Source organism: Pseudomonas sp. CFBP 8772 (assembly GCF_014841665.1).
Classification (GTDB): domain Bacteria; phylum Pseudomonadota; class Gammaproteobacteria; order Pseudomonadales; family Pseudomonadaceae; genus Aquipseudomonas; species Aquipseudomonas graminis_B.
This window is the reverse complement of the sequence record NZ_JACYUI010000001.1, coordinates 257,888-273,857: the sequence shown is the minus strand read 5'-3', so window position 1 is coordinate 273,857 and position 15,970 is coordinate 257,888. Positions and strand designations below refer to the sequence as shown.

At 62.7% G+C, this 15,970-nt stretch carries 14 protein-coding genes; 8 read left to right on the top strand and 6 right to left on the bottom strand.

The window, feature by feature from the left end; translation table 11 throughout:
- Positions 1 to 108 precede the first annotated feature (108 nt).
- Positions 109 to 1,443 carry an aminotransferase-like domain-containing protein gene (locus IFT99_RS01185; RefSeq protein ID WP_192130499.1) on the bottom strand — a complete coding sequence of 445 codons (1,335 nt, stop codon included), beginning with the start codon at positions 1,441 to 1,443 and terminating at the stop codon, positions 109 to 111.
- Between the two features lie 137 nt (positions 1,444 to 1,580).
- On the opposite strand from IFT99_RS01185, the gene IFT99_RS01180 reads away from it, so the two are divergent.
- Entirely contained in the window at positions 1,581 to 2,477 is an 897-nt protein-coding gene (locus IFT99_RS01180; RefSeq protein ID WP_192130136.1) for a DMT family transporter, read from the top strand.
- 115 nt (positions 2,478 to 2,592) lie between these two features.
- On the opposite strand, the gene IFT99_RS01175 is transcribed toward IFT99_RS01180, so the two are convergent.
- Positions 2,593 to 3,930: a PQQ-dependent sugar dehydrogenase gene (locus tag IFT99_RS01175; protein ID WP_065988633.1), complete on the bottom strand. Its 1,338-nt coding sequence runs from the start codon at positions 3,928 to 3,930 to the stop codon at positions 2,593 to 2,595.
- A gap of 313 nt (positions 3,931 to 4,243) precedes the next feature.
- Between IFT99_RS01175 and IFT99_RS01170 the strand changes: the two genes are divergently transcribed.
- The 4 genes from IFT99_RS01170 (at position 4,244) to IFT99_RS01155 (ending at position 7,851) form a co-directional block, all read left to right on the top strand.
- On the top strand, positions 4,244 to 5,434 hold the full coding sequence (locus IFT99_RS01170) for a GAF domain-containing sensor histidine kinase (protein WP_192130135.1): 1,191 nt from the start codon (positions 4,244 to 4,246) through the stop codon (positions 5,432 to 5,434).
- A 107-nt stretch (positions 5,435 to 5,541) separates the two neighbouring features.
- Positions 5,542 to 6,291: a creatininase family protein gene (locus tag IFT99_RS01165; protein WP_192130134.1), complete on the top strand. Its 750-nt coding sequence runs from the start codon at positions 5,542 to 5,544 to the stop codon at positions 6,289 to 6,291.
- Positions 6,292 to 6,454: 163 nt separating this feature from the next.
- Positions 6,455 to 6,820, top strand: coding sequence for a hypothetical protein (locus IFT99_RS01160; protein ID WP_065988636.1), 366 nt, complete (start codon positions 6,455 to 6,457; stop codon positions 6,818 to 6,820).
- Positions 6,821 to 7,452: 632 nt separating this feature from the next.
- Entirely contained in the window at positions 7,453 to 7,851 is a 399-nt protein-coding gene (locus IFT99_RS01155; RefSeq protein WP_342214601.1) for a glyoxalase superfamily protein, read from the top strand.
- 9 nt (positions 7,852 to 7,860) lie between these two features.
- On the opposite strand, the gene IFT99_RS01150 is transcribed toward IFT99_RS01155, so the two are convergent.
- Entirely contained in the window at positions 7,861 to 8,715 is an 855-nt protein-coding gene (locus IFT99_RS01150; protein ID WP_192130132.1) for a LysR family transcriptional regulator, read from the bottom strand.
- Between the two features lie 74 nt (positions 8,716 to 8,789).
- Here IFT99_RS01150 and IFT99_RS01145 point away from each other — a divergent pair, with 74 nt between their 5' ends.
- On the top strand, positions 8,790 to 9,719 hold the full coding sequence (locus IFT99_RS01145) for a DMT family transporter (RefSeq protein WP_192130131.1): 930 nt from the start codon (positions 8,790 to 8,792) through the stop codon (positions 9,717 to 9,719).
- Between the two features lie 73 nt (positions 9,720 to 9,792).
- On the opposite strand, the gene dapB is transcribed toward IFT99_RS01145, so the two are convergent.
- A complete protein-coding gene (dapB, locus tag IFT99_RS01140) occupies positions 9,793 to 10,593 on the bottom strand; it encodes a 4-hydroxy-tetrahydrodipicolinate reductase (RefSeq protein ID WP_197985815.1) in 801 nt (266 codons plus the stop codon).
- Positions 10,594 to 10,776: 183 nt separating this feature from the next.
- Here dapB and IFT99_RS01135 point away from each other — a divergent pair, with 183 nt between their 5' ends.
- Positions 10,777 to 11,673: a LysR family transcriptional regulator gene (locus IFT99_RS01135; RefSeq protein ID WP_192130129.1), complete on the top strand. Its 897-nt coding sequence runs from the start codon at positions 10,777 to 10,779 to the stop codon at positions 11,671 to 11,673.
- A 240-nt stretch (positions 11,674 to 11,913) separates the two neighbouring features.
- Positions 11,914 to 12,786 (top strand): NAD(P)-dependent oxidoreductase, encoded by an 873-nt coding sequence (locus IFT99_RS01130; protein ID WP_192130128.1) that lies wholly within the window; start codon positions 11,914 to 11,916, stop codon positions 12,784 to 12,786.
- A gap of 42 nt (positions 12,787 to 12,828) precedes the next feature.
- Here IFT99_RS01130 and IFT99_RS01125 read toward each other — a convergent pair whose 3' ends face one another.
- Positions 12,829 to 13,479: a GntR family transcriptional regulator gene (locus IFT99_RS01125; protein ID WP_192130127.1), complete on the bottom strand. Its 651-nt coding sequence runs from the start codon at positions 13,477 to 13,479 to the stop codon at positions 12,829 to 12,831.
- A 110-nt stretch (positions 13,480 to 13,589) separates the two neighbouring features.
- Positions 13,590 to 15,410 (bottom strand): allophanate hydrolase, encoded by a 1,821-nt coding sequence (atzF, locus tag IFT99_RS01120; protein WP_192130126.1) that lies wholly within the window; start codon positions 15,408 to 15,410, stop codon positions 13,590 to 13,592.
- Positions 15,411 to 15,970: the final 560 nt, after the last annotated feature.

Sequence of the window (15,970 nt, the reverse complement as noted above, 5' to 3'; positions counted from 1 at the left end):
TCGCCTACCGTGATGTTCACTATCGATTTCAACAATGGTAGGCGCTTTGAGAAACACCGTTACCGATGCCTCAACAAAGCCCGCTGCCGCCCTCACCTTTCGCACTGTTCAATACACGTAGCGACCGACTGCCCGACGCACTGCCTGCAACGCAACCCGCAACGCCTCAAGATCCACAGAACCCAACGCCAGGCGAATTCCGTGGGGGACGACGCTGGAGGTGGCGAAGGGTTCGGCAGTCGAAACCGCCACCTTGTTTGCCAGCAACTCCATGGCCACCTGGTCGGCCCTGGCGTCCTCAGGCAGTTGTACCCACAAAAAATAGGACGCCGGGTGAGTGATGACGTTCAACCCGATTAACAGCTCCCGGGCGAGCGTCTGTCGGGTCCGCGCGTCCAGGCGTTTTTCCGCCTCCAGACGCGCGACGGTGCCGTCCTCAATCCAGCCGCAGACCAGCGACGTCATCACCCCTGGGGTATTCCAGACCGTCGCCCGGATCGCACGCTCCATCGCCGAAATCCATGGCAGCGGCGCAACCACGTAACCCACCCGCAGCCCGGTCGCGATGTTTTTCGAGAAACCCGAGACGTAGACGGTCAGCTCCGGTGCCAGGGCCTTCAACGGTGCGGGCGGGTCCTCGGCCAGAAACGCATACGCTGCGTCTTCGATCAACAGCACCCCATGGTGCCGAGCGATGCGCACCAAGTGTTCGCGCCACGGCAGGTCCATCACCCAGCCCATGGGGTTGTGCAGGGTCGGCATCGTGTAGACGGCCTTGATCCGCCTTCGCTGGCAGAGTGTTTTCAAGGCGTTCAGGTCGGGGCCGTGATCGGTATGGGGGATCGCGAGCAATTCCAGCCGGAGGGCGTCGGCCACCACTTTGAACCCCGAATAGGTCAACGCATCCACCGCCACCACATCGCCCGGTTTGAGCAACGCCATCGCAATGACCGACAGGCCATGCTGCGCGCCACTGACGATCACCACCTCGTCGGCCTCGACCGTTAAGCCCCGAGCAGCAAGGTGCCGCGCCATGCACGCGCGCTCATGGCTTCGGCCGGCATGGGGCTGATAGCGCAGCAGCGCCTCCAGATCACCCGACAACGCCAGTTGGCGAAGGCCGTTGCGCAGCAGATCCGCCTGGCCCGGCAGCGTCGGGTAGTTGAAATTGAGGTCGAGGACGCCGGGCGTGCTGGTCTGTTGATCGACGCCATGGCTGAGCGGCAGGGCGATTTCCCGGACAAAGGTGCCGCGCCCGGTTTCGCCGCTCACCAGTCCCATGGCTTCCAGCTCGGCGTAGACCCGCGACGCCGTGACCAGCGCCAGGCCTTCAGCCGCCGCCAACTGACGATGGGTCGGCAGGCGCGTCCCGGGCGCCAGTTCACCGGCCGCAATCTGCGCAGCAAATCGGTCCACAAGGGTTTTGTAGCGGGCGCGGGGCATAGACGCTGTATCCATGACAATTCTTTGATTGTACTGATTCTGCCCCTTACGCTGCCTTGACGGCAATTGACCCGTTGGCAATTCAACCTCAATCAGCAATGGCGTCCTCACGCCTGCACCTCAGGAGTCCGAACCCCATGGAAATCTCTTCAATGGTCCAGCCCCTGGCGACAAAGCGCTCCACTGCCGGATGGCTGAATGGCCTGATGGGCGTGATCATTTTCAGCGGTTCGTTGCCGGCCACGCGCATCGCCGTGCTGGAGTTCGCGCCGCTGTTTCTGACTGTCGCCAGAGCGTCGATTGCCGGCTTGGTCGCGGTCTGTCTGCTGCTGGTGTTGCGAGAGAAGCGCCCGCAGCGCAACCAACTGATGCCGCTATTCATCGTTGCCAGCGGCGTGGTGGTCGGCTTCCCGCTGCTCACCGCGCTGGCGTTGCAATACGTCACGTCGGCGCACTCCATCGTGTTTGTCGGCCTGTTGCCGTTGGCGACGGCTGTGTTCGCGGTGTTGCGTGGCGGCGAGCGTCCGCGTCCGGTGTTCTGGGTGTTCTCGTTGCTGGGCAGTGCGCTGGTAGTGGGGTTCGCCTGTGCCCAAGGGTTGTCGGCGTCGCCGGCGGGGGATCTGCTGATGCTGCTGGCGATTGTCGTCTGCGGCCTGGGTTACGCCGAAGGTGCCACGCTGTCCCGGACGCTCGGCGGCTGGCAGGTCATCTGCTGGGCGCTGGTGCTGGCGTTGCCGCTGATGCTGATGCTGACCCTGTTCAGCGCGCCGCCAGTCCTGGCCACCATCAGCGCACCGGCGTGGCTGAGTCTGGGCTACGTGTCGCTGTTCAGCATGCTGATCGGCTTCGTGTTCTGGTATCGCGGTCTCGCCCAGGGTGGCATCGCGGCGGTGGGACAGCTGCAGTTGCTGCAGCCCTTTTTTGGTCTGACGCTGGCCGCAACCCTTCTGCATGAACAGGTCAGCGTGGGCATGCTGGGAGTGACCGTCGGGGTTATCGCGTGCGTTGCCGGCGCGCGGCGGTTTTCACGCTAGCAGCAGGTCTCTCAGGACGGCTGAACAGTGCAGGCCTCACCCAACGTTTTTTAACCATCCCCAAAACGAAAAATGCCGGTGATCATCACCGGCATTCCCGTTCATTGCTAAGCCATCACTTGGCCTGACTGACGCGCCAGACCTTGTTGCCCACATCGTCCGCGACCAGCAATGCGCCCTGCTTGTCGAGGATCACGCCGACCGGACGGCCTTGTGCGTCGCCATCGGCGTTGAGGAAGCCGGTCAGGACGTCCACCGGCAGGCCCGCAGGTCGGCCATCCTTGAAGCCGACGAACACGACTTTGTAGCCGGCCTGGGGATTGCGGTTCCACGAGCCGTGCTCGCCGACAAAGACGCCGTCAGCAAATTTGGCCGGCATGCCGCGCGGGTCGGACCAGGTCAGGCCCAGCGGCGCGACGTGGGTGCCGAGGGCGTAATCCGGGGCGATGGCCTTGGCGACCATGTCCGGGCGCGGCGGCTGCAAACGGCTGTCGACGTGATTGCCGTAGTAGCTCCACGGCCAGCCGTAGAACGCGCCGTCTTTGACCGAGGTCAGGTAATCCGGCACCAGGTCGCTGCCGATTTCGTCACGTTCGTTGACCACTGTCCACAGCTCGTTGCTGCCCGGCTTCCACGCCAGCCCGTTGGGGTTGCGCAGACCGCTGGCGAACAGGCGTTTCTGCCCGGTCTTGACGTCCACTTCCCAGACCGCCGCACGTCCCTCTTCGGCTTCCAGACCGTTTTCGGCCACGTTGCTGTTCGAGCCAACGGTGACGTACAGCTTGGTGCCTTCGCGGTTGGCGATGATGTTCTTGGTCCAGTGGTGATTGATGCCCGCCGGCAGGTCAGTGACTTTCACCGGCGTGGCGGTGCTTTCAGTCTGGCCGTCGTTGTACGGGACCTTGACCACGGCGTCAGCGTTGGCGATGAACAGCTCGTTGCCCACCAGCACCATGCCGAATGGCGACGTCAGGCCGCTGATGAACACCTTCTTCATTTCGGCCCGGCCATCGCCGTCTGCATCGCGCAGGATGCTGATGCGGTTGGCGCTCTCGGCTTCGGCGCCGACCCGGCTCATGACGATCCCGGTAGCCGTGCGCTTGATCCATGCCATCACCCCCGGGCCGCCGTCCGTCGCGCCTTCAGGCTTCGGCGGCTTGTTGCTTTCGGCGACCAGGACGTCGCCGTTGGGCAAGCTGTACAGCCAGCGCGGGTGATCGAGGTTTTCGGCGAGTGCGCTGACGGTGAAGCCCTCGGCGGCCTTGGGCGTGTCGGTGCCCTTCCAGCCGACGGCCTTGGACACCTTGACGGTCGGAATCAGTGTGCTATTGGGCTCGGGCAGTTGCGGCTGCGCGCCTACGCCAGCCTGGAACGGCAGCTTGGCGGTTTCGCCACAGGCACTGAGCATCGCAGCAGTGGTCATCAGCAGTGCAAATCGGTGCATCGCAATCATCGTTCAACCTCGCGGCGGCCATCCATGGGCCCATTGTTTTGAGAAATCAAAGCGCTGACAAACAGGCAGCTTGGAGAAGCGCAGGCTTCGAGAGACATGACATAAGGCTGACAAGTATCGCCACGTCGACCGACAGCAAACAGCTCACGGGACGCAAATGACATTTGCCCTCAGGGCATCAATAAAACGACCCCGGCAGGGGCGTGAGGGTTCAATAATCTGCGCCGGCATCTCCCGTGCGGAGACCGAGGGGTTAGCCATGTTGGCCGATTTTAGATACGCTTCATGCCTATAACCCCCAGAGCCAGATCCGATGACCCGCCCAGAGTTTGCTTTGGATGTTGAGGCGATCCATGCGATCCCCGCCGTGCCCGTCATTCTGAGCATGGTCAAGCACATGACAGGCATGCGATTCGCGGCGATCGCCAGGGTCACGGAAAGCCACTGGGTGGCCTGCGCCGTCGATGACTCGATCAATTTCGGCCTCAAACCGGGCGGCGAGCTGGTGCTGGAATCAACCATCTGCCACGAGATCAGGCAGCATCACCAGCCAGTGGTGTTCGGCCATGCCAGCGCCGACCCGCACTTCGCCACCCATCACACGCCGCTCACCTATGGGCTGGAAAGCTACATTTCGATCCCCATCATCCTGCCCGACGACCGCTTCTTCGGGACGCTGTGCGCCATCGACTCAGTGCCTGCCGATCTGAGCGATCCTGCCATCGTCAAGACACTGACCCTCTTCGCGCAGTTGATTGCGATGAGTCTGGACACTCAGGGCCACCTGGACAGCGCCCGCGCCGAGCTGAACGACGCCAACGAAAACGGACGGTTGCGGGAGCAATTCATGGCGGTGCTGGGGCACGACCTGCGTACACCGTTGAGTGCGATTCGCATGAGCGCCGACCTGCTGGCGACCAAAACCGAGGACAAGCGCTCGCAGGGGCTGGTCGCTGCCATACGGCAGAGCTCGATCCGCATGGGCGCGCTGATCGAGAACGTGCTGGACTTCGCCAGGGGCCGCATGGGCGGAGGAATTCCGGTGAAGTGCCAGGCCACGGATGATCTTCCCGAGGTATTGAAAGCGACGGTGGACGAGGTCCGCGCGTCGCACCCGCAGGCAACGTTCAACGAAGCCATCGACCTCAACGGGAGCGTCTACTGCGACCCGCTGCGCATCAGCCAGTTGTTGTCCAATCTGCTGGGCAACGCGGTGACCCATGGCTCACTCGCCTCGCCGATTGACCTGCACATCTGGCAGGAATCTGATCAGGTCATCATTTCCGTCATGAACCACGGCGCGCCCATCTCGCCACGGCTGATGCCGCTGCTGTTCGAGCCGTTCACCCGGTCCGAAGCGGGCGGGCGCGGCGAAGGCCTCGGTCTTGGGCTGTACATCGCGTCGCAGATCGCCAGCGCTCATCACGGTACTTTGACCGTGAGCTCATCGGCTCAGTTGGGCACCTGTTTCATTGCGCGCTTTCCTTGCACGCAACCCGCTTGAGCGCCGACAGGTGATGTCGGCACGTCTGCGCCACAGCGTCACGGGCACACTGATTTTCGCTATGACCCACTTTTCTGAAGCCCCCTTCCCTGAGGAGAGCACCTGACATGCTTCTGCACCAGTCCACATGGATCGAGATCGAACAGTTTCTCAAGCGCAGCCGCACGATTGTCGTGCCCATCGGTTCGAACGAACAACACGGCCCCACCGGCCTGCTCGGCACTGACTGGATGTGCCCGCAGATCATCGCCCACGAAGCGCAGAAGAGCGCCGATATCCTGATCGCGCCGACCTTCAACATCGGCATGGCGCAGCATCATCTGGGCTTTCCCGGGACGATCTCGCTGCGCCCCTCGACGTTCATCGCCGCCATCGGTGACTGGGCGCGCTCGCTGGCGGGTCACGGCTTTGAAAAAATCCTCTTCCTCAATGGTCACGGCGGCAACGTCGCGTCGATCGAGGCGGCGTTTTCCGAGCTGTACGCAGAAGCCAGCTTCGCCGGGCGTTCTGCCGGTTTCGCCCTGAAGCTGACCAACTGGTGGGACCTGGAGGGCGTCGGCGAACTCGCCCATCGGCAGTTTCCGGTGGGCCACGGCTCCCACGCGACGCCGTCCGAGATCGCGGTGACCCAGTGGGCCTATCCGGAGTCGATCAAGTCGGCGGACTACTCGCCGCAGATTGCCCCGACCGGTCCGATCCGCGAAGCAAAGGATTTTCGAGCGCGCTTCCCCGATGGCCGCATGGGCTCAGACCCTGCGCTGGCCACGCCGGAAAAAGGCGGAGAGCTGGTGGCGCTGGCGGCCAAGGGGCTGGTGCGCGCGGTTGACGCGTTCAGTCGCGAACCGGCGCTGCATTAACGTCGCTGCGTTGACGGCCTGGCCGTGCGGCAATAGCGCGCGGGCGTTGAACTCGTCCGCCAAATGGCGGCCATAGTGGTATGCGCTTTTTCAAACGGTATGGGATCTGGGGCAGTCTGCAGCGCAACGACCTCGCCCGGTCCCCTTGGCTGACAGGTGATATGTGAATACGTTTATCCCACTGGACAAAGTTGAAGAAATCGATCTGCAGGATTACCACGAGGTCTGGCTGACCACGTCGGAAACCTGGCCACAGGATCCGGCGACGGTTCACCGCAAGTGCCTGTGGCGCCAGGATCGCGAGATGACCTCCGATGTGGAAATCGACGGCGTTTACTTTGAAAATCTCCCGCACCTGTGGCTGCGTGTGGACGATCTCGATGACCAACAGGACATCGACCTCGTGATCGAGAAGCTCAAGGTACGCATCGCCGCACTGAATCTCAAAGGCGAGTTCTATCCTCCCGAGCTGCCGACTGCGGCGCCTCACAAGGACGAAGACGAAATCAAGAAAGACCTGCGCAGCTAATCCGCTTCACCCCCCCGCTTCTCCGACGCGCGCCGTGGCTGATCTTCAGCACGGCGCCGTTTTTGTTTCTGCTGCACCTATTTCAGGTCAGCCCTACCCGGTGCACGCGCTGTATCAGTGGGACCGGCTTCAGCCGGGAAGAGGCCTGTATGAACACCCTCAATTTCCCGGCGTGGCATCCGACGCTTTCCCGGCTAAAGCCAGTCCTACAGGTGCATGCAGTCCGTTAGTGGGACCGGCTTCAGCCGGGAAGAGGCCTGTGTGAACACTCTCAATTTTTGCAGCGTGGCATATGACGCTTTCCCGGCTAAAGCCAGTCCTACAGGTGCACGCAGTCCGTCAGTGGGACCGGCTTCAGCCGGGAAGAGGCCTGTGTGAACGCCCTCAATTTTTGCAGTGTGGCATCCGACGCTTTCCCGGCTAAAGCCAGTCCTACAGGTGCACGCAGTCCGTCAGTGGGACCGGCTTCAGCCGGGAAGAGGCCTGTATGAACGCCCTTAATTTTTGCAGCGTGGCATCCGACGCCTTCCCGGCTAAAGCCAGCCCTACAGGTGCACGCAGTCCGTCAGTGGGACCGGCTTCAGCCGGGAAAAGGCCTGTGTGAGCACCGCCCTTCTGAAGTCTGGGCTAGAATCGCCCGCTCAGATTATCAAGGAGTGAACCCTGTGCAGATGTCCCCGGCGATACCGCTGATTCGTATTTTTTCCGAAGCCAAGGCGAAAGAGTTCTATGTGGATTTTCTCGGCTTCAGCCTGGAGTGGGAGCACCGCTTTGAACCCGGCCTGCCGCTGTACGCCCAGGCCCGTCGCGACCAACTGGTCATCCACCTGACCGAGCACCATGGCGACGCGACGCCGGGCTCGACGATCTTTGTGCCGGTCAGCGACATCGACGAATTGCAGCGCGAACTGCTGGCGAAAAACTACGGCTATTCCCGCCCCGGCATTCAGGACCTCGACTGGGGCAAGGTCATGGACATCGCCGACCCGTTCGGCAACCGCCTGCGCTTCTGCGAGGGCTCGGAAGACTGACCACCGCCGTCACAGCCGGAAATACTGCCCGATCGCTCGACGCAGAAGGTCCACCGCGTCATCCCCGTGGGAAGCTGACGAGCGCACGACGATGATGTCGTGGTCGGCGATCGGCGGCAGGCCATCGAGGATGCGCATGCCGTCGGTGACCCGGGCGCGGTCGATCACGCTGATGCCCAGTCCTGCTTCGACACAAGCCTTGACCGCCTGATTGGACGAGCTCTCGAGCACGATGCGCATGGGGTGGCCGGCGCGCTTGAGCGACTCGACCATCGCTTGCCGGTACGAGCATTGCGCGGCATGCACGGCCAGCGGCAACGGGGTTGGTAAATCCCCCGATTGATGCGCGGCGCCGACCCACACCGGCGTGGTCGGCACCAGCAACTGATCGCCCGCGGCCAACTGGCCTTCCGGCTGGGCGATGACCGCCACCTGAAGCCGACCCCGCCGCACCTGATCGCGCAAGATGAAGCTGGGCGCGGTCTTCAGCTCCAGAACGATGTTCGGCCAGGCGGCGGTGAAAATCGGCAGCACGTCGCGAATCAGGTGCGTGGCGTATTCATCCGGCACGCCGAGGGTGATGCGCCCCGCCAGCTGCGTGCCCTGCAGCTCGGCCAGCACTTGATCGTGGGTGCTCAGCAGCGCGGCGGTGGAGGTCAGAAAACGCTTGCCCAGGGGCGTCAGCGACACCGACTGATTGTCGCGATTGAGCAGCCGCCCCCCCGCCACCGCTTCCAGCCGCTGCACGTGCACGCTGACCGCGGCCGGGCTTTTGTGCAGCTGTTCCGCCGCCGCGCTGAACTTGCCAATGCGCGCCACGGCGTGAAAGGTGCGGACCTGTTCGATATCCAGCATGGCACTCATGGTTCACTGATCCCGAAGCACTGCTGTCGTTTATTTTGATTTATTAGATTACGGCGGATGGGTACGTTGGGTCCATGAACACTTCAAACGAACTGACCAACGCGAGCCTTGCCCTTCCGTCCCCACGCCGGGCGATTCCCTTGCCGCTGCTCGAAGCCGGGCTGGTGATCATCTGGAGTTCGGGCTTCATTGGCGCGCGCTTCTCCATCGATTACGCGCCGGCCTCCCTGGTGGTGTTCTGGCGCTGCCTTCTGGTTACGCTGATTCTGTTGCCCTTCGTCGCCCGACAGCTGCGCCAGACACCGCCTGCGGTGCTGCTGAAAAACGCCGGCATCGGCCTGCTGGCCATGGCCGGTTATCTGTTCGGTGTGACCGAAGGCATTGCCCTGGGTGTGCCCGCCGGGCTGGCAGCGCTGTTCGCCGATCTGCTGCCAATCGGCATGGCTGTGCTGGCGGCCGTGGTGCTCCGCCAGCGATTGACCCGCGGCGTATGGATCGGATTGCTGATCGGTCTGGCGGGCGTGATGCTGGCGACCCACGACGCGCTGGCCTGGGGCAGCGCACCCCCATGGGCCTACGCCCTGCCCGTGCTGGGCATGCTGTCACTGGCGGTCGCCACGCTGTGGCAAAAACACTCCCCAGACCCGCAGGCGCTGGGCCTGATGCCCAACCTGTGGTTGCAGTGCTTCGTCTCGACCTTCGTGTTTGCCCTCGTTGCCGGACTGCACGGGAGTCTCGCGCCCGTGCCCAACGCAGGTTTCGCGATGAGTGTGCTGTGGACGTCGGTGTCGACGGTCGGCGGCTACGGCCTTTACTGGATGTGCCTGCGCCGGGCCACGCCGACGCGAGTCGCCAGTGTGCTTTACCTCAGCCCGCCTCTGACGCTGCTGCTGGCCTGGGCCCTGTTCGACGAACCGCTGTCGTGGCTGATGGCCTTGGGCATGGTGGTCTCGGGGGTGGGCATTGGTCTGGTGATACGCGGCGAGGCGCGAGAGGCTTCATGAATTGGCCGGTCCTGCGCATCGCTCATCACGCTATCGCGACAAATCAAAGCGACAGCTGGCTCGTGGTTGCCCATCAAATCAGCGACTCCAGCCCCCGCAGCAAACCTTTTAACGTCAGCGCAGCGCGCGCGGCAAGCAGCGTGCCGGCGACATAAGGCTGGGCACTGGAGCCAGCCTCGTGGCGGATGACCAGTCGCTCGCTTTCTGTCGCATGGATGCTTTCGACTGCGAGAACATAGGAAGGCAAATAGACGCTGTGCAATTGGACTGCATGACTGCCAGAACCGATTGGCACCCCCCTGCCCCCTACCAAGCCTTTCAATTTTTCGAGCGGGATCGTGGTGGGCGCCTGGCGCAGTGCGGAAAGTGCTTCTGCGAGCTCCCGACCGGTGCCCGTAGGGACGTCTTGTTTACGCGCGCTGGCGTACTCGACAACTTCTACGTCAGCCAGATAGCGCGCCGCTTCGAGCGCGAAGCGTTTCAACAGCGTGCCGCTGATGGAAAAGTTGCCCGCAGCGACCACACCAACACCGTGCTGCCGGGCCAAAGCATCCAACGCCTGGAGCTCGATTTCGTCGAGGCCACTGGTCCCGATCACAAGCGCTCTTCCCGCTCTGATGACAGCGGGCGCGTGAGTACGAACACCTTCGGTATTCGTGTAGTCGATGACCACATCCGATGGCAGGTTCAACGCTTCATCGAGCGTACCTACAATGGCAATACCGGTGGCGGGTAAGCCGAGAGCAGTACCCATGTCTTCACCGGCACGGCTGCGAGAGACGCCTGCGACTACCTCGACGCCAGGCGTTTTGATTGCTTTACGAAAAATAGCTTGCCCGACCCAACCAGTCACTCCAGCAATAACGATTTTCACAGGTCCATTCCTTTTTTTGCGCACGACACTTCTAAGGCTAGCCATGAGTCAGCATTCGGTTCCAGGCCGCTAAAGTGCCTGGGTCTTCATCGGCAACAATGGCGACGCACCGAAGATTAGAGCGCTGGTTAAGAACGAAAAAGCGCTGTAGCGTTTGAGCATCTGTAACCAGTGGTTAGGAATATGAATAAATTGCAGTCGATGCAGGTGCTGCTTGAGGTGGTAGACGCAGGCAACTTCAGTGCCGCTGCTCGCCGCCTGGGTTTGTCTGCGGTTATGGTGGGAAAGCACGTACGGCAGCTGGAGGAGTTACTCGGCATGCGATTGCTGGAACGAAGCACTCGCAGCCAACGCTTGACCCAGGCGGGCAAGGTGTATTGCGAGACAGCTCGCGGGGTACTCAACCAGATTAAACTGGCCGAAAACACCATTGAATCCATGCACGCGAATCCGCGAGGCATGATCCGCATCAGCGCGCCACACAGCGTGGGAGCCACATGGATTGCTCCGTTGGTTACCCGCTATCTACGCCTCTATCCTGCCGTGAAAATCGAACTCATTCTGAGCAACGCTTATGTGAACCTGATCGATGACCAATTTGACTTAGTCGTTCGGGTAGGGGCGCTGCGCGATTCAGAGCTGGTCGCACGCCGGCTTCCGCCCTACCAAATGGTGATCTGCGGAGCGCCGGACTACTTGTTGCAGCGGGGCACGCCGCAGGTCCCCCGCGACCTCGAGCGCCACTCGTGTCTTGGACACTTGTCTGTCTATGGCTGTATTCAATGGCCGTTACACAACGCTGACGGCTACTGCTGGACGGGAGATGGATGCTTTGCTTCCAACGACAGTCATGCTCTGCGTCAGGCCGCACTGGGCGGCGCAGGTCTGATACTGCAGCCCGAACTATCAGTGATCAATGATTTTTCCACCGGCCGTCTGGTGGAAGTGCTACGCGATCATCGCCCAACGCCGCTGCAGGTCCACCTGCTCTACCTCCCTGCGCGTAAAGAACACAAGGGATTTTCCAACTTGGTGGACTTCATTCTTGCCCAGACCCACAAGACCGGAAAATACGATTAGCGCCTCCCGGAAAAGCGATGGTCGTCCCGCGCTGAATCGATAGGGCCTGGCACTGACTTGCGGCGCCTGTAGCCCTGACGATCTTCAGGCCACCCAACGGCGCGTGACCTCCATGCGTTGGAATGCTGGGCCAATGCAGCCGTTTGTCACCCATAGCGTCGTTTTCGCCAAGACAACTGTCTCAAGGTGGGTGATACGAGTGTGCGCCGCACACCCCACCTTCTACTGGAGCGCATACCCATGAAAATCGGCTTTTTGGGCCTCGGCAATATGGGTCAGGCCGTGGCTGGCAATCTGTTGAAAGGCGGTCATGAACTGCTGGTCTGGAACCGTTCCCCCGAGGCCGCGCAGCCACTGGTCGAGCAAGGTGCCACGGCAGTCACCGAGCCTGCCCAGGCGTTCGCCGTCGACGTGGTGTTCAGCATGCTTGCCGACGACAAGGCCCTGCGCGCGGTGCTGCTGGATGCCGGTCTGCTCAAGCAGCTCAAGGGCCCGCTGATCCACATCAACATGGCGACCATTTCCGTGACCTTCGCCGACGAGCTGGCCGAGCTGCACGCCGCACAGGGCATCGACTACATCGCCGCGCCGGTGATGGGCCGGCCGAACATGGCCGCCGCAGCGAAGCTGAACATCATGGCTGCCGGCGCTGCCCAGGCCATCGACCGGGTGCAGCCGTTGTTCGACCTGATCGGCAGCAAGACCTGGCGGATGGGCGACAAACCTTCCAGCGCCAACGCGATGAAACTGGCCATGAATTTCATGCTGGTCTCGGCCATCGAGGCGATGAGCGAAGCGGCCGTGCTGGTCACTCGCCACGGTCTGAAATCCGCTGATCTGGTGGAGCTGGCGTCGGGGACGATCTTTCCCGGGCCGGTCTACGCAGGGTATGGCGCGCTGATCGGCGAACGCACGTACGAGCCGGCGGCATTCAAGGCAGTGCTGGGCCTTAAAGACGTGGATCTGGTCCTGGCCGCCGCCAGCCAAGTGTCGGTGGAGATGCCGAGCGCCGAGATGATCCGCGCCCACTTGCAGGATGCCATCGACCATGGCCAAGGCGAGATGGACCTGGCGGTGTTGGCCGAAGTGGCAGAGCGGCGCAATCCGCGCTGAGTGCTTTTTTGTTTGCCATTGATGTGAGGGGCAGACGTCAGCTCATGGCCGGGCGACGTGGAGCCGGTGCAGGGTGATCTTGCGCACTTCCTGCTTGCTGATTTCGATGTGCCGCGTGAGCAACTGCTGGGCCTGCGCGGTCTGGCGATTGAGCACGGCGCCGAGAATCTGCCCATGCTCGTCGTAGGTCGCCTCAATGCGCGCCGCCTGGGTGAAATCCAGGCGGCGAATGATGCGGACCTTCTCGGTGATCTCCAGGTGCAGGCGCGCCATCTCGGTGTTGCCTGCCGCCTCCAGCAGCGCGCAATGGAAACGCTCGTCCAGCGCTGAGACCTGCTGGGCGTCTTGCAGGCGCTCAGAGGGGGTGACGAGCCAGGTGTGTTTCAGTTCATCGATGACCGGGTGTTGCTCCAGATCCAGCGCTTCAAGACGCGCCAGTGCCGCGCACTCCAGCACGATGCGCACGTCGTACAGCTCTTCGAAATAATTGAAATCGAACGCCCTCACCCGCCAACCGCTGCGGAAATACACCTCCAAATACCCCTCGCGCTCCAGCCGATACAGCGCCTGTCGCACCGGCGTGCGGCTGGCTTGCACGCGCTCGGCCACCTCGCCTTCGCTGAAGCGATCCCCCGGCAGCAGGCGAAACTCGAAGATGTCGTCCTTGAGCTGCTGATAGATCCGCTCGGCCATGTTGTCCGGGCGACGTTTGGGTGTCTGTGAAGGGATGATGGCCGGGGTGCTCCTTCGGGTGATCTTTGCGCCTGACGCGACGGCGTTTCGGGGCTGCGTCAGGCGTCGGGTCAGGCTTTTTTCAGGCTGCCGATGTACGCGCGCCAGCCACCGAACGAGGTGATGTCCAGCGCGCCGTCAATCGCCCAGGGTTCGCAGATGAAGCCCTTGACGCTGCGACCGTCCTTCAGCGTCAGGGTGCCGATGCCCAGCGGCGCAGGGATCTCGGCCACGAACTCGCCAAAGCGCGCCAGCGGGATGTCCCACAGTTCCACGATGATCGATGCACCGCTTGCGGATTTCACAAGCCCCGGTTTGGGCGGCACGGTGCCGGGCAAGGCGTAGAGCCGGTAGTCGCCTGCCGTGAGCGTCTGTTCGACGAGCACGGCGTCCCGACGGGTCAGCTGCGCGTTGAGCGGCATGCCGGTCAGGTGCGCGCCCACCACGGCAACCCGCACGCTGCCCCGCGGCGCAGTCGCTGGCGATGCCGTGGGCGAAGGAAGTGAGCGACCTGTGGCGCCCAGTGGCAAGCCGACGTTTTCCTGCCAGCGCTGGCCAAACCGGGCGAGCGCAGTGTCGTGCCAGGCCGGCGCAATCAGGGTAATACCGGAGGGCAAGCCATCGGCGCGTAGACCGGCGGGCAATGCCAGGGCCGAGAGGTCCGCCAGGTTGGTGAAGTTGGTGTAGAAACCGAACTGCGAGTTGTACAGCACCGGTTCGGCGGCCATTTCCGCCTGGGTGCGCAGGGTCGCGGACGTGGGCACGACCAAGGCGTCGAAACCGACCAGCGCATCGTTGATCTGCCGGCTCAGCGTGGCCCGCAGGTATTCGGCGCGGTAGGCGTCACAGGCGCTGTACCCCAAACCGCTTTCGACGATGCCACGCACCACCGGGTTGATGGCGTCGGGGTTGGTTTCCAGCATCGCGGTCAAGGCGACTGTGCGTTCGGCCACCCACGGGCCGTAATACAGCTGCTCGGCCAGGGCCTTGAACGGGGTGAAGTCGATGCGGGTGATCTCGGCGCCCATGTCGCTCAATCGGTGCAGCGCCTGTTCGAACACCGCCTGATTGTACGTATCGCCGAAGAACTCCAGGGTGTCCGGCACGGCCAGCTTCATCGCCGCGCGAAAGCCCACCGGCGCCGTGCCCGGGTTGTGGCGGGAATAGGCATCATCGCCATCAAAGCCTTCGGCCAGGCCGGCGACCTTCTGCGCGTCGTCTACGGTCAGCGCGAAGATGGAAACGCAGTCCACCGTCTTGCACGCCGGCACCAGCCCGGTGTTGGGCAAGCGGCCCTTGGTCGGTTTCAGGCCGACGATGTTGTTGAACCCGGCGGGCACCCGACCCGAGCCTGCGGTGTCGGTGCCCAACGAAAATGCCACCAGCCCCCGCGCCACCACCGATGCCGAGCCCGAGCTGGAGCCGCCGCTGACGTAATCAGGGTTGAAGCTGTTGGGCACGGCGCCGTAAGGCGAGCGGGTGCCGACCAGGCCGGTGGCGAATTGGTCGAGGTTGGTCTTGCCCATCAAAATCGCCCCGGCTGCGCGCAGTCGGGCCAGCACCGTCGCGTCCTTGCTTGCGGTGTAGGCAAACTCCGGGCACGCCGCCGTCGTCGGCCACCCGGCGGCGTCGATATTGTCCTTGATCGCGAAAGGCACGCCGTACAGCGGCAGTTGGGTGATGTCGCCGTTGACTGCAGCAAGACGCTCGGCGAGGGCTTCAAGCTGCTCACTGATCTGCGCCTGACTGGCACGGGCGATCCAGGCGGTGTCGGTTTCCGGGTAGGCGCTGGCGAACGACAGCAGCACGTCAGGCGACAACTGCCCGGTCTGGTAGGCCATCAGCCACTCGTTGATCGTCCAGCCGATATGAGCGTTTTGGAGGTCATGCATGAGGGCATCCATCTTGTATCCAAGTTTGGATTCAACGAAAGCAAAAGCTGGGCCACTGGGGTGGAAGGTCCGATTGGCTTGGGGACGACGTGCTTTCCGGTTTAATTCGCAGGTTCGCGTGCGCCTGAACGAGGCACACCGTGCAGGGTTTTGGTGCCGCCTCGCACACCACGATCACATAGTGGGACCGGCTTCAGCCGGATGGGCGTCCGGCGTCACACCAAAAAAGTGATGGCGAACACGCTGGCCTCTTCCCGGCTAAAGCCAGTCCTCTACAATGAGTGTGCGTTCATCCAGCCAGACCGGTGACGCGGAGCGTCAGGGGATGCATTCCCACGCGGAGCGTGGGCACGATCATAAAATTGATGGCGCCTGCACCGGCCCCTTCCCGGCTAAAGCCAGTCCTACAAAAAGCATCGCGTGCATCCCATGAGAGTCGCGGTGACCTCGACTGTAGGACCGGCTTCAGCCGGGAAGCTTTTGATCTGCTTTTGATCTTCCTACGAAGCAAGTCCAGACACCGCCAATCGCGACTTGGGTGCAGGCCGAACGCAGGTCTT